General features: G+C 60.6%; 12 protein-coding genes. 7 read left to right on the forward strand and 5 right to left on the reverse strand.

The window, feature by feature from the left end:
- The first annotated feature begins 251 nt into the window (after positions 1-251).
- On the forward strand, positions 252-1,562 hold the full coding sequence (locus Q3C01_RS40290) for an extracellular catalytic domain type 1 short-chain-length polyhydroxyalkanoate depolymerase (protein WP_458150889.1): 1,311 nt from the start codon (positions 252-254) through the stop codon (positions 1,560-1,562).
- Positions 1,563-1,758: 196 nt separating this feature from the next.
- Here the strand turns inward: Q3C01_RS40290 and Q3C01_RS40295 are convergent, their stop codons facing one another.
- The gene (locus tag Q3C01_RS40295) at positions 1,759-2,292 is read right to left on the reverse strand and encodes an Lrp/AsnC family transcriptional regulator (RefSeq protein ID WP_458150890.1); all 534 of its coding nucleotides are present in this window, start codon (positions 2,290-2,292) and stop codon (positions 1,759-1,761) included.
- An 84-nt stretch (positions 2,293-2,376) separates the two neighbouring features.
- Here Q3C01_RS40295 and Q3C01_RS40300 point away from each other — a divergent pair, with 84 nt between their 5' ends.
- The 5 genes from Q3C01_RS40300 (at position 2,377) to Q3C01_RS40320 (ending at position 5,922) form a co-directional block, all read left to right on the forward strand.
- A complete protein-coding gene (locus Q3C01_RS40300; RefSeq protein WP_458150891.1) occupies positions 2,377-3,327 on the forward strand; it encodes a DMT family transporter in 951 nt (316 codons plus the stop codon).
- Entirely contained in the window at positions 3,324-3,656 is a 333-nt protein-coding gene (locus Q3C01_RS40305; RefSeq protein ID WP_458150892.1) for a hypothetical protein, read from the forward strand. The genes Q3C01_RS40300 and Q3C01_RS40305 overlap by 4 nt, the downstream gene beginning before the upstream one ends.
- A gap of 111 nt (positions 3,657-3,767) precedes the next feature.
- Positions 3,768-3,980, forward strand: coding sequence for a hypothetical protein (locus Q3C01_RS40310; RefSeq protein ID WP_458150893.1), 213 nt, complete (start codon positions 3,768-3,770; stop codon positions 3,978-3,980).
- 960 nt (positions 3,981-4,940) lie between these two features.
- Positions 4,941-5,147: a hypothetical protein gene (locus Q3C01_RS40315; RefSeq protein ID WP_458150894.1), complete on the forward strand. Its 207-nt coding sequence runs from the start codon at positions 4,941-4,943 to the stop codon at positions 5,145-5,147.
- Positions 5,148-5,481: 334 nt separating this feature from the next.
- On the forward strand, positions 5,482-5,922 hold the full coding sequence (locus Q3C01_RS40320) for a hypothetical protein (protein ID WP_458150895.1): 441 nt from the start codon (positions 5,482-5,484) through the stop codon (positions 5,920-5,922).
- A gap of 408 nt (positions 5,923-6,330) precedes the next feature.
- Here the strand turns inward: Q3C01_RS40320 and Q3C01_RS40325 are convergent, their stop codons facing one another.
- Together Q3C01_RS40325 and Q3C01_RS40330 are read right to left on the reverse strand one after the other, a co-directional pair.
- The gene (locus Q3C01_RS40325) at positions 6,331-7,134 is read right to left on the reverse strand and encodes a hypothetical protein (protein ID WP_458150896.1); all 804 of its coding nucleotides are present in this window, start codon (positions 7,132-7,134) and stop codon (positions 6,331-6,333) included.
- Between the two features lie 205 nt (positions 7,135-7,339).
- Positions 7,340-8,629 (reverse strand): flavin-containing monooxygenase, encoded by a 1,290-nt coding sequence (locus Q3C01_RS40330; RefSeq protein WP_458150897.1) that lies wholly within the window; start codon positions 8,627-8,629, stop codon positions 7,340-7,342.
- Positions 8,630-8,778: 149 nt separating this feature from the next.
- Here Q3C01_RS40330 and Q3C01_RS40335 point away from each other — a divergent pair, with 149 nt between their 5' ends.
- Positions 8,779-9,687 (forward strand): LysR family transcriptional regulator, encoded by a 909-nt coding sequence (locus Q3C01_RS40335; RefSeq protein WP_458150898.1) that lies wholly within the window; start codon positions 8,779-8,781, stop codon positions 9,685-9,687.
- A 747-nt stretch (positions 9,688-10,434) separates the two neighbouring features.
- Here the strand turns inward: Q3C01_RS40335 and Q3C01_RS40340 are convergent.
- On the reverse strand, positions 10,435-11,445 hold the full coding sequence (locus Q3C01_RS40340; protein ID WP_458150899.1) for a methyltransferase: 1,011 nt from the start codon (positions 11,443-11,445) through the stop codon (positions 10,435-10,437).
- A gap of 281 nt (positions 11,446-11,726) precedes the next feature.
- Complete coding sequence (locus Q3C01_RS40345) at positions 11,727-12,206, reverse strand: GFA family protein (RefSeq protein ID WP_458150900.1); 480 nt, start codon at positions 12,204-12,206, stop codon at positions 11,727-11,729.
- Positions 12,207-12,456: the final 250 nt, after the last annotated feature.

Below are 12,456 nucleotides of genomic sequence, written 5' to 3' on the forward strand. Positions count from 1 at the left end.
GAGGTTAGCAGGGCAGCCCTGCAGCAAGAGAGCTCACCTCGGATCGCCGTCGGCTGAAGGCCATTGACAGAGGACTCATCATGCACCCGACCGCAAGCCGAACGCCAGATTCTTCTTGCAACGCGGGCGTCGTCCACACATGACCCGGAGCCGACTTCCCAAATTACCTGCTCGGTTCTTGACTCCAATCACTAGCCCTACCATGTTGCATTGCACAACAATATTTGCGATGCAATATAGGGGTGCGGCCGATGCGCGATGTCCGCGAGGTTCTTTGCTCTCTTCAGGCGTTCCGAAGCGAATTCGAAAGCCTTCTTTCAGCTGCCCGAAAGAAGGCGGCGCGCGCTGCCGGTGCGCCCGAACGCCCGACCCGGCTGCGCGAACTCACCGGGTTTGGTGCAAATCCAGGCAACCTTCGTATGTTCGCCTACGCGCCCAAAGACCTGCCACCTAAGGCGCCATTGGTGATCGCGCTCCATGGCTGCACCCAGACCGCCGCCGAGTATGACAACGGTACAGGCTGGTCGTCGCTCGCCGACAGCCTCGGCTTCGCGGTCGTCTATCCGCAGCAGCAGGCCATCAACAATCCGAAAAGTTGCTTCTCGTGGTTTTTGCCGGGCGATACCGCACGCGGCCATGGCGAGGCGCTTTCGATCAGGGAGATGGTCGAGCACGCCATCGCGACATTTGCCGCCGATCGCCGCAGAGTTTTTGTGACCGGCCTCTCGGCCGGCGGCGCCATGGCTTCGGTTATGCTCGCAACATACCCGGAGGTTTTTGCCGGCGGCGCCATCATTGCCGGACTGCCCCATGGGTGCGCCAGCAACGTTCAACAAGCATTTGAGGCCATGTTCACGGAGCAGGGACATGCTGCGCGGGCGCTTGGCGATCGCGTTCGGACCGCATCCAGACATCGCGGGCCGTGGCCGAAAATCTCAGTCTGGCATGGCACCAACGATCCGATCGTAAGACCCTCCAACGGTGAAGACATCATTCGGCAATGGGCCAACGTGCAAGGGCTTTCGGAGAGTCCCTCACGTCATGAAATCATCGAGGGCTACCCGCACCGCGTATGGAGCGACGCAAACGGTGAGGCATTGATCGAGGCGTTTTCCATCAGCGGCATGGCGCATGGCGTACCGCTCGCGACGATGACGAAAGAGGGTTGTGGCTCTGCCGGTGCATTTTTTCTCGATGTGGGAATCTCCTCCACACATCACATCGCACGCTTCTTTTGCCTGCACGAATCTCTGCTTGAAATGCCGCGCGTCGCGGCGCCGGTGTTAGCAACTATTGTGACTCCAACTGATCGCCGTGCTTTAGTCATCGCTGGAGCGGCCGCCGAGGGCGCGCACGGTTCGGCCGAAGCCTCGTTTGCCGAGGGTGAAGAGCGGCGGACGCGATACCCGCTCGACCCCAACGCCGTGATCGCGGCGGCCTTCAAGGCCGCAGGTCTCCCTGTTCCGGAGGTTCCCACAGCGCCGCCCGGCACGCCACCGCGCGTTGCACCCGGCCCGATCATCGCGGCGGCCTTGAAGGCCGCCGGGCTGGTGCAGGGTTAATTCTGCCCAACGCTCGCCCTGACAACTGTATAGTGGAGCGAGCGGCCAGCGATGTCGCCTAGTGGCCCCCATCGCGCCATTTCACTGCCGCGCAGTAATTAGGTCGCTTGCGGGGACAAGCAGACATCGAACGGCACGCGAAACTGGCAGCGTCGGTCGAAAATGACCCCGAAGCGGACTCAGTAACCCTGATCGATCAGGAATCAACAGGAAGCTCTGTCGTGGACTTAGTCACAGCCAGAACAATCTCGCTGGTGTAGGCGCGGACGCCGGGGGCGACTTTCAACATGCGCCGCGCAAACTCCTGGTAGTGCGCAACGTCGCGGCTACGGACCAGCAGGATGTAATCGGTGTCGCCCGCGATCAGCATGCACTGCATCACGCGGGGAGAGGCCATCATGCGCGCCTCGAACGTGTGCATCATTGCCTCAGTCGGCCCGTCGAGCTTCAAGCGTACGACGGTCAGCAATGGATAGCCAAGCGCCTCGGCGGACAGGAGGGATATCGTGCGCGCGATGACGCCCGCGCTCCTCAAGCGGCGAACGCGCTTTAAGCAGGCCGGAGGCGACAAGCCGACTTGGTCCGCCAAGACTTGGTTTGCGATCAGTGCATCCTGCTGCAAAGTCCGCAGGATTCGCTTGTCGATTTCGTCCAGCGCGAAAGTTTCGCTCGCGAGGGTCTTTTCTTTTCGAAAGTAACTTGGCGTTTTTGCCGCTTTGGATTTCTTCATGCGGTCATTTGTAGGCATTTGGGGCCCCAAAATCACCCCAAAAAAGAAATCTTAAATAGCGGACTCTCGGCTAGTTTGGCCCGCATGAATTCGCAGGCACTTCGGCTCGAACGATCCGCGCCGCTCTCGTCGAGCGGCCTTTCCTTGCGCGGGATCGGCTGGATGCTCCTGCTCGCGGTGATGTGGGGCCTCTCGATCCCGGTCACCAAGTACGGGCTCCAGTCGGCTCCCCCGTTGACGCTGACCGCCATGCGGTTCGCTGTCGCGGTCGTGTTGCTGTTCCTGTGCACGATAGGCAAGCCCGCGCTCGCCTTGAGGGCGCTGCCTCGCGCGGCCGCTCTCGGCGTCTTGGGAATCGGCGTAGGCCAGGTCGCCCAGGCTTTCGGCATCCAGGGCACGACTGCCTCTGTCGGCACGATCATCTCGGCGACGATTCCTATCTTCGTCGTAGTGTTCGCAGCGCTTCGTTTGGGACAGCGGGTCACTGGTCGCCAGCAGCTTGGTCTCTTGGCCGCGTTCGCCGGGATCGGTCTGATCGCGCTCGGACGCGATCAGGCGACCGGCTCGGTGGTCTCATCGGATTTGGTGGGCGCCTTCTGGATGCTGCTCTCGGCGGTCGCGATCGCCTTTTACTACGTCTGGAGCGTCGAACTCACGCGCGAATACGACACCGCCACGATCGCGGCTTGGAGCACGCTCTTCGGCTTTCTCGCGCTCCTGCCATGGTGTGCCTGGGAGATGTCTCATACCGACGTCCACCTCACGGCTGGGGTCGTTGGTGCGGCCGTCTACCTCGGAGTGGCCGTCAGTGTCGCGGGCCTGTTTCTGTGGCTCTACATATTGAAAACGGTTTCCACCCCCGTGGCGGCGAGCGTCCAATATCTCCAGCCCTTATTCGGCATCGCCGCCGCAGCAGTGATGTTCGGAGACGCGCTTGGGCTGCTGTTCGGCGCCGGTGTCGTACTGATTCTGGTCGGTCTCGCTCTGGCGGTGGCCACCCGGCGCAAGGCCGAGGAAGCAGTGCCGCACGAATGAGCCTCATCGTCTTCAAGCTGATCCTGACGCCCCTGCTCATCCTGACCGCGTCCTTGGCCGGACGTCGTTGGGGCGACGCCATCGGAGGCTGGCTTGTCGGTCTAACGCTGACGTCCGGACCGGTCGCGGCCTTTCTCGCCGTTCAGTACGGCACGGACTTCGCCGCGACTGCCACCAACGGTTCGCTGGTCGGCACGGCGGCGCAGGCGTGCTTCAGTCTTGGCTACGCCCTCCTTGCCCGGCGAGGTTGGGTAGCCGCCTTGGTGTGCGGAGCCGCAGCCTATGCGGTTGTCGGGCTACTGCTCCAGCTATTGCCGCTGGCACACTAGGGATTTTTTTCGGTCGCCCTGGTCACGCTCACCGCAGCGGCGCGCCTCATTCCGCATCGCTCGGCAATCCGCAACACCGTCCCCACGCCTTGGTGGGATTTGCCTGCGCGCATGCTGATCGCAACGACCATCGTCCTCACTTTGACTGCGGCCGCCGCCTTCGTGGGGGCGAAAACGGCCGGCGTGCTGGCGAGCTTTCCGGTGTTCGGCACCGTCCTGGCGATCTTCGCGCACCGCATCAGTGGGGCCACAATGGCTACCCAGGTGCTGCGGGGCATGGTGCTGGCTCTCTACGGGTTCGCTACGTCCTCGGTCTTCTGCTGACGACCGCCGGCATCCTGCCCGCGTTCCTTGCAGCCATCGCCGGCACACTGTTGATCCAGACCGGCGCGCTCCGCTTGATCCGGCGCGGTCAGGTACTAAAGGCGGCATGAAACAAGTTGGATAATCCATCGTTTGCAAGATTGCCTTCTGGCCCTAAGCCGATACAGCGCTTAAGCCGTTGTGATGTCAGCTGTCGTCTGCTAAAGCAGACCTATCCACACTCATGACGCCCAGTGGTCCGGCGGCGAACCAATCCCCAATCCATTGACAATCTGACAACCGGCAGCGCCCCGCGCTTGAACAGGGCTGTGCCTCATCTGACCCGCCGCTGCGATCGCAACGCCCGACAGGAAAACTGGCTGATCTACTACGGCGATGTCCAGGTCGCGAGCATCGGCTCGCGCGCACGCAATCCGACCGAGAGTGACCCGTGGCAATGGCGGCGCGGCGTCTATCCCGGATCAGGTCCGGGGCGAATGCACTACTCGAACCGGCTTGTTTCCACGCGACCACTTCCTATCTGGAGCGTATGCAACTCTCCGACATCCACGACCACGCAATCCAAGCCCGAATGGCGGCGGGATGAACCTTGCCATTTTCATTGATCCCTTCCGTTGGCGCGGATTTCGCCTGTTAGCGCAAGCAGAAACCACCCGTCGCTGGACATCGGTTGCCGACCGTAGCTTACGGCCAGCGCATCCATCACCCGATACATCGCCGGGTGTTGCTGGTTCTTGACCTTCACCCAATGCTTCGATCGGCCGGCTTGATACGGTCGATCGGATGCTTCGAGACCACCAGCTCCTCAAGGCCCATGCGGCAGGCCGCCCGGAAGAGCCTAGTCGGTTCAATAGGTTCCTCAGTCCACGGCCTGGACGCAACACGAATTCGCAATTTGGGACACTTCGTCCTATCTCTTCGCGCATGCGTTCATTTGAGTTTTGCCAAGAGGGCAGGGGCATGATCGAACGACCCCATTTCGACTCGTATTCAGTCCCAGCGCGTATCTGTCTTGGCATTGCGATCTTCAGCGCTGCGCTGCTGGTCGCGGCGACACTGCTCATGAATGCCTTCGACATACGTAAGGTCGCGCTCTCCTTATTACGCCCCGCGCCAATGGACATAACGCCAAAGGCCCCACCTCTGGAGGAGAAGAAAAAGAGCTGAGGCGTCTACCTTGATCAGCGCCCAACCCATCATGCTAGTGCTGTCGATGCCGCCGCCGATCGATCCTTCGACATTCCAGTTGAAATTTGGGCGAACGTCGGCGCCGCGCTTGCCGCAGGCGGTAGCTAAGGTCCAGGGCGCGCGACCGGCTCCCCGTTTCTCATTGGTGGACGATCACGTTTGCGGCCCGCAACGCTCGCCTCAGGCAACGGCCGAGAAGAAAGGACGAATCAGAATCAGAGCGACAGGAAAGAGAATTGATTTAAATCAAAGATCGTAAAGGTTGATAGGCTTGAAATGGGATTTCGAATGCGCTGGCGTTGGCGGATGCCGCATGACGACCTACGTTCGTACTTCAATCCTTTGCACCATTGTGACCCTAGTCCTTTGGAGCGCAGCCGCTGCTCCGTCGCAAGCAGATACCGGTACGCTGCGGGTAATCTTCGGCAAAGGAGGGCTCATCACCGCTGCTGGAGCTGGCCGAGGCGTTCTGACATTTCACAGTAAGCAGTATCCCTTTGAAGCGTCTGGCGCGACCGTTGGTGCCACACTCGGCGTTTCGACGAGCGAATTTGGAGGTCGTGCCTTCAACCTTCGCACTCCAAGCGATCTCGCGGGGAGCTACACTGGATTGGGCGTTGGCGCTGCCCTCGGGGCTGGCGCTGGCTGGGTGAGATTGCGAAATGAGAACGGCGTCGTGCTGGTGCTTCGCGGTCCGAAAATTGGCGTGGAGGCGTACGCCAATTGGGGGTGGGTGCGCATCGACATGAAGTAGTCCCGTTCCCGTCCTTCTCTTCGCGCCCTTTTCGATGCAACGAACCTGACGCCGTATTGCACTGGCCGGCGGGACCGACGAGCCGCAACCGCCATGTTCGGACGCCCATGTCGCGCATTTCGCCGAGGGTGATCTTTTGGGATCGCATGGCTCTCGGCCTTACTCTTCCGGCTCTTCCGGTTCAAACCTAACTATTCGAACAGGGCCGTCCCAAAGCTCGACAACGCATTCGTCAACGAGCTGAGGACTGCCTCGCCTGCGACTGCTCACAGCCGCTTGTGGCCCCTCGCGTCATTTGCTGCGTCTGCTCAAAAGCGCTCGCTATCGGGACCGAAGCGGACATCGGGCCGCAAGAGCCTCGGTAAGCCTCGTTTAGACATGATTTAGTTCCTTCCGTTGTCGCCTGCATCATTGGCCTTGGAAGATCGGATCGTCAGGCAACCGCCCGAGATTCTCGAGCTCTATTGCGATGTCGTCGACAAAGATGACGCCGACAAATGTTTCCTTGCCGCGCGACTCGAAAACGACGCGCGAGGCGCCTTGGCCATTGACGACGTACTCGACGCGGAATTTGACCGGACCGCAAAGCTTGGCGATTTCGCTTGCCATCATACCCACGCGTGGCGAAAGCAGCGGGCCCTCGCTCTCGGACCTGGTCTGTGACGGCAAGTCGACGCGGAAGAGGTCTTGCGGAACATCCCGTCCGACCATCCTGGCAACGACGCGGCCATCCCTCAAGAACACGCTGACGTCGGCTTCGCCGGCGCGCGCGAACACCCACTGGTCGACGTCGATGCCGAAGAAGGTGTGATGAAGCACGTCAGTCGGTTCTCCAAGAACGCGTCGCACCGCGCTATCTGCCAATCCCGGCCAGGCCTTACGGAGCGAAGAAGAGAGAGCGTCCTTTTCCATCCGAAATACGTCGAGCGTGACGCGCGTCACTTTTCCGTCCCTGAGAATGACCTGGCCGCGAATAGCGTCCACAAGTTCGAACTTGCGAATCTGGGCCGTGCCAATGGCGAAATCCGTCTCCCTCGCGGACTTGCCTATGACGCGGATCACATCATCCGCTGTCATTCCCAGATGCAGCTGGCTGGCGGGCGTCGCGACAAAGGTCAAACGCGGCGGCAGCGGCGCCTCGGCCGCCTGTCCCACCGTTAGAGAAAGGCCGATGATCACAGTCGGTGCGAGTAACTTGAAAGTTCTGTGCATGTTGGTCTCCATTGTTGCGCCGTCATCGCTGCCGCGGCGTCGCATCAATAGGCGCGATCGCGGACTCAGACTGATGTGACTGGTTGTCTGGCGTTGCCGGATGGATCCGGGCGGCATGGCCCGCAAAGCTATCGAGCGTCAGTGAGAGCGCGGACGACTAAATCAAGGTCATGACGCGATCCGCCCACGTCTTGGTCGCACGTGATTACTTGGGCGCGTGCGAAGCGTTTTGCGGCACGATCTCGGTTGGGACGCCGTCGTCAATAGCATCGCGGCGCTCCGCGATGCGGTCGGCGACGTAGCGCGCGTCCTCACTGAGACCGTAGATCAGGCCGGACTTCGCCGTGTGTAGCCATGGCAAGCCGACAAAGAACAATCCGGGAAACGCAGTGACCCCGCGTGTCTGGATCGGAAAGCCATCGCTGTCCGTGACCGGAAGCCTAATCATCGAGAAGTCGAATAAATAGCCGGTCGCCCAGATCACATTGGTGATGCGAGCCGCGCTCAAATCGAGCTCGGTCAGGATTTTCTGATCGAATCCGTCGCACAGAACTGGCAGCGACTCTTCCGGGACTGCCATACTGTTCGCGGCTACATAGGCATCCACCGCCTTGGCGAACTCGGCTTCAGCCCGGTCCGCCGCAGCAAGATTGTCATGCAGGTCGCTGGCGAGCTTCACAATGCCGCCTTCGATTCGTGCAAGGCGGCCGAGCAAGGTGACGCCGTCGCGCGCGAACTGATGCAGGTTGATGGTATGGCCGCCTCTGGTACCGGAGATATGCGGCTTGCCTGCAAACTTCGCCTTCGGTGACGGCAAGTCACTCACATTGCGGTCGTACTGGCCCATCCTGGCGAACCACCAGTTCGCATCCTTGCCGCGGTAGCGCCGCGGCGTTCGCCCAGCGCGGCCGGTCGCGAGATAGACCTTTCGCCCAGACTCATAGAGTTCTTCAGCGATTTGCGCGCCGGACTGCGCGCTGCCGACGACCAGCACGGCGCCGGGCAGAAGTTGTTGCGGATTGCGATATGTGTCGGAGTGAAGTTGGTTGATCTCGGTTGGAAGCTTATGAGCGTGTTGGGGAATCTTCGGCTTCTGATAGAGCCCCGTCGCCACGACGACGTTGCGTGCCTTGATCGTCTCGCCGCCATGAATCGTGACGTCATAGTCAGCTCGCTTGTCGCGCAGGATGCTCGTGACTCGCGCGCCGGTTCGCACCGGCAGGCGGCTTGCCAGCTGTTCGAGATGCGCCACAACCTCCTGCTTCGGCATGAAACCGTGTGGATCGTCTTCGCCATAGCGTACACCGGGAACCCGCGACTGCCAGCGCGGCGTATTCAGCGTGAAGGAATCCCACCGATGGCTGCGCCAGGCATCGCCCGGCCGGTCGGCCTGCTCCAGCACGGCATGTTCGATGGCATGCCTGGTCAGATCGTGGCTGACCGAAAGTCCGGCCTGTCCGCCACCCACGACAAGGGTATTCACTCGTTTGGTCATCGATCATCTCCTCGTCTTCGGGAGCGGCGATGCGGCCGCTCATCGATCGCTTGTCATGGACGCGGAGGTGTTGTCGGCAGGGCGCTGCCACTAGATCGGCATTCGGCATATGATTGTTTACGGAGCATGATAAATCGCCGGAGGCACGCATGGATCGGATGGCGAGCATGGCGGCTTTCACAAAGGTGGTCGGGGCCGGTAGTTTTTCCGCGGCGGCGCGGGACATGCAGGTGTCACAGGCCTTGGTCACCAAGCAGATCCAAGAGCTGGAGGACTGGCTTGGCGCGCGGTTGCTCAACCGCACGACACGGCGCCTCAGTCTGACCGAGGTCGGGACGGCGTTTTATGAGCGCGCCGCGCGAATCCTTGAGGCGGTTGAGGAAGCTAGGAATGCAGCCGGCGCGTTGCATATGGCGCCGCGAGGCAGGCTGCGTATCAACGCGCCCGTCTCGTTCGGTTTGCTTCATTTGGCGCCGGCCATTACTGACTTCCTTCAACGCTTTCCCGACATTTCCGTGGAGATGCTGGTGAACGACCGCGTGGTCGATCTGCTCGAGGGCGAGTTCGATGTGGGCGTGCGCATCGGACGGCTGCGCGACTCCAGTCTGATTGCGCGACGCATCGCGCCGGTCCGGCTCGCGGTTTGCGCCGCGCCCGACTATCTCGTGCGGCGTGGCGCGCCGAAGACACCCGACGACCTAGCAAGGCACGATTGTCTTGAGTACACCTATTTCGAAAGCCGCGGCGAATGGCGTCTGCTCGCTCCGAACGGTAAGGAAATCGTTGTTCCGGTGTCGGGCCGCTACCTCGCGAACAACGCCGATGTGTTGCGCACGACTGCGATTGCCGGCGGCGGTGTCATCCTGCTTCCAACATTCATTATCGGTGAGGACTTGCGCGCCGGCCGGTTGGTGCGCTTGTTGCCTGACTTTCCGCCGCCGGAGCAGGGACTGCATGCGCTCTATCCGCCCGGCCGGCATCTCTCGGTTAAGGTGCGGAGCTTTGTGGATTTTCTGGTCGATCGCTTCGGCGGCGAGCCGCCATGGGATCACGCTTGAAATTTGCCTCCGGGCCTAGCTCCACAAATATTAAGTGAATGTCAGCTTTTGATGCTGTGGACGGCTCCTCCAGGGGCACGAGAGTGCCAAGGAGTGGGCGCCGTTTGAGGCTCCCACGATTCGGAGGAGCAGCCTATGCAGTCAATTTCGACAATCGGCCTGGCTCGAGCGGGGGCAAGGACAAGCTTGGCAGTATCAGCAAGCAAGGCGGTTGCTATTTGCGCAGCCTGTTTGCAGCTGGCGCACTCCTATCCTCTGGCCGAAACTGCATAAAGAATAATCAAGAATGGTGCTGGTTCCTTTGGTCGCCGGGGATATATAGTCGCGCCATGTCGGAGGTGACCAAATTCCGCTGTCCCACTTGCGATGCGGAGTACCTAGTTGTCCGCGTCGAGGCGCTCCCCACCCATGACGATCCACTGGTTTGTCTTGGCTGCGGTGGCCTCTACAAAACCGAGATGGCAAGTTTGTGCTCAAGTATTTCCGCAAGTCAGGCTCAAATTCCATAAATGGCCGCAAGCCGAGACTGCGCTAAGGCCGTCTCAGTTGGCGGCCTCTTTCATTTCAAATGTCGCCTGTTGGCCCATCGCGTCATTTGCTGCTTCTGCACAAATGCGGGCGCTATCGGGACCGAAGCGGACATCGATTGGTAGCGAGCACTGCCCGGCTCAAACGCGAATGACCCTGAGCGGACCTCGCGCCATTGCGTCATGTGACGCATCTGACGGCAAGCCGTGCTTGGATAAGCTACTTTAATCCGATCACCATCGAATCCGCACCGACAAGCGGTTCGACCCGCGTTCTTGAAAAGCCGGCCTCGCGCATCCAAGCCTGACAGTCTTCTCCTGTATAGTCGAACCCACCGGCAGTCTCGATCAGCATATTCAGGCTCATCATGAGACCGAAAGCGTTTTCGCGGCGATCGTCATCGATGATGGCATCGTAAACAATGATCACGCCGCCCTTCGGTAGAGCATCAAATGCCTTGCCGAGAAGCACCTTTTTCTGGGCAAGGTCCCAATCATGGAGGATGTGCCCCATGACGATGACATCAACTTTCGGCAAAGGGTCCTCGAAGAAACTTCCACCCTGAAACCGCACTCGGTCCTTCACTCCGCGGCGAGCAATAAATTCCTCGAAGACCGGTTTGACCGGGGGAAGGTCGAAGCCGATTCCGGTGAGGTGGGGGTGGGCGTGGGCGAGAGTGGCAGGTACCATGCCCTGAGCTGAACCAAGATCCATGAAGGTCTTGTAGTCTCTCCAAGGGAAGTTGGCGGCGATGGCCTGGGCCGAACCCGCGCTCACTCCACTCATCGCGTTCAGAAACCCCCTCAACTTTTCCGGATCGGCATAAAGCGCCGCAAAGATGTCCTGTCCTCCGCCCTTGCTCTCGTTCTGCAATTCGCCGGTGTGCAGGGCCTCCGTGAGCGATCCCCAGAAGCCATAGAGCCGCGCATTCGCCATCTCCAGAACACCGCCAATATAGGATGGCTTGGCTCGATCGAGAAACAGGTCGGTGTCTGAGGCGTTGCTGTAGATACCGTTCTCGCGCTTCAGCAGCTTGAGTGCCACCAGCGCATCGAGGAAGTCGCGGGCAGATCGCTGATGCAACGCAAGCTTTTTTTGAAGCGTCGGCAGGTCGGCGGGGGCATTGGCCAACGTGCTGAACACGCCCAGTTCGACGGCGCTCAAGAGCGTCTTGGATGCCCAAAAGCCCATGCCGACCTGCATGATATGTTCCGGTGTTGCTGTGCTCATGACCTGACCCTCGAATTGGTTGTCACTTGGAACGGCAGGATAGTTGCGAAGTCTCGTGACGGCGTCATTTCAATAACGGCCAAACAATTGCGGTCGTAACATCCGGCTCGCTAGATGCTATCGGCGCAGATTGATGGTCTTCAGGTCGGCTCCTGGCCCGAATGCGAAGAGGCGCAAGAGATGGCACAGGTCTGCTGTGAGGGTAGACCTGTCGCAAGGCCGCCTCGACCGCCGCTTGTGACCCGTTACAGACTCGGTTAGCTTGCGAAAATTGTTACGGATCATGAGCCGCCACTCGGGGTCTCCACCAGCACCGCCGGAGCGCTCACCGGCGGGGCCGCGGCAGGGCGTTCCACCAGCTCGGGTTCACGTTCAAAGTGAAGGAGTTCATGACCGAAAGTCACCCAGGGATGCCGTGTCGTCTCCCACACGGATACCGGGGGCCAGGGCATCGACGGATCTGCGAATGCGCCAAGGGCAATGCCGATAAGGTCCGGGAAATGTTCCGAGTACCAGAACACCGTGGAACCGCACTCGGGGCAGAAATGCTGTTCGATCTTTCGCCCCGAGTTGCTGCCGCGCACGTAGACCTTGCTCGGCCCCTCGGCGCGCGCCTGCTCTCTCGGGAAATAGGTGCCGACGCCAAAGGCCGAGCCAGTACGGCGTTGGCACTCCGCGCAATGACACACTCCCAGAAGCGCCGGCTCGCCGGTCACCTCCGTGCGCAGCGACCCGCAGCTGCAGTGTGCGATCCTTGTCATAGCTAATCTCCCAGAGAGAGGTTCGCGTTGGCGCCAATCTGCGGCCGCCAAACTACGGTTCAATTGCAGCTCACGGGAGATGAGTTTCAAACGTAACTGAACAGGTTTGGCAAACTGGGCGAGACTGGCGTTTAGGTGATAGGGTGTCGAAGGCCCAAGGCACTTCCGCTCATGGCCCTTCGCGTCATTTCGCGGCGACGCAGTATTTTGGTCGCTTTCGGCGCGAAGCGGACACTGACGGCCGTGCGGC

It is taken from the genome of Bradyrhizobium sp. UFLA05-109, assembly GCF_054185165.1.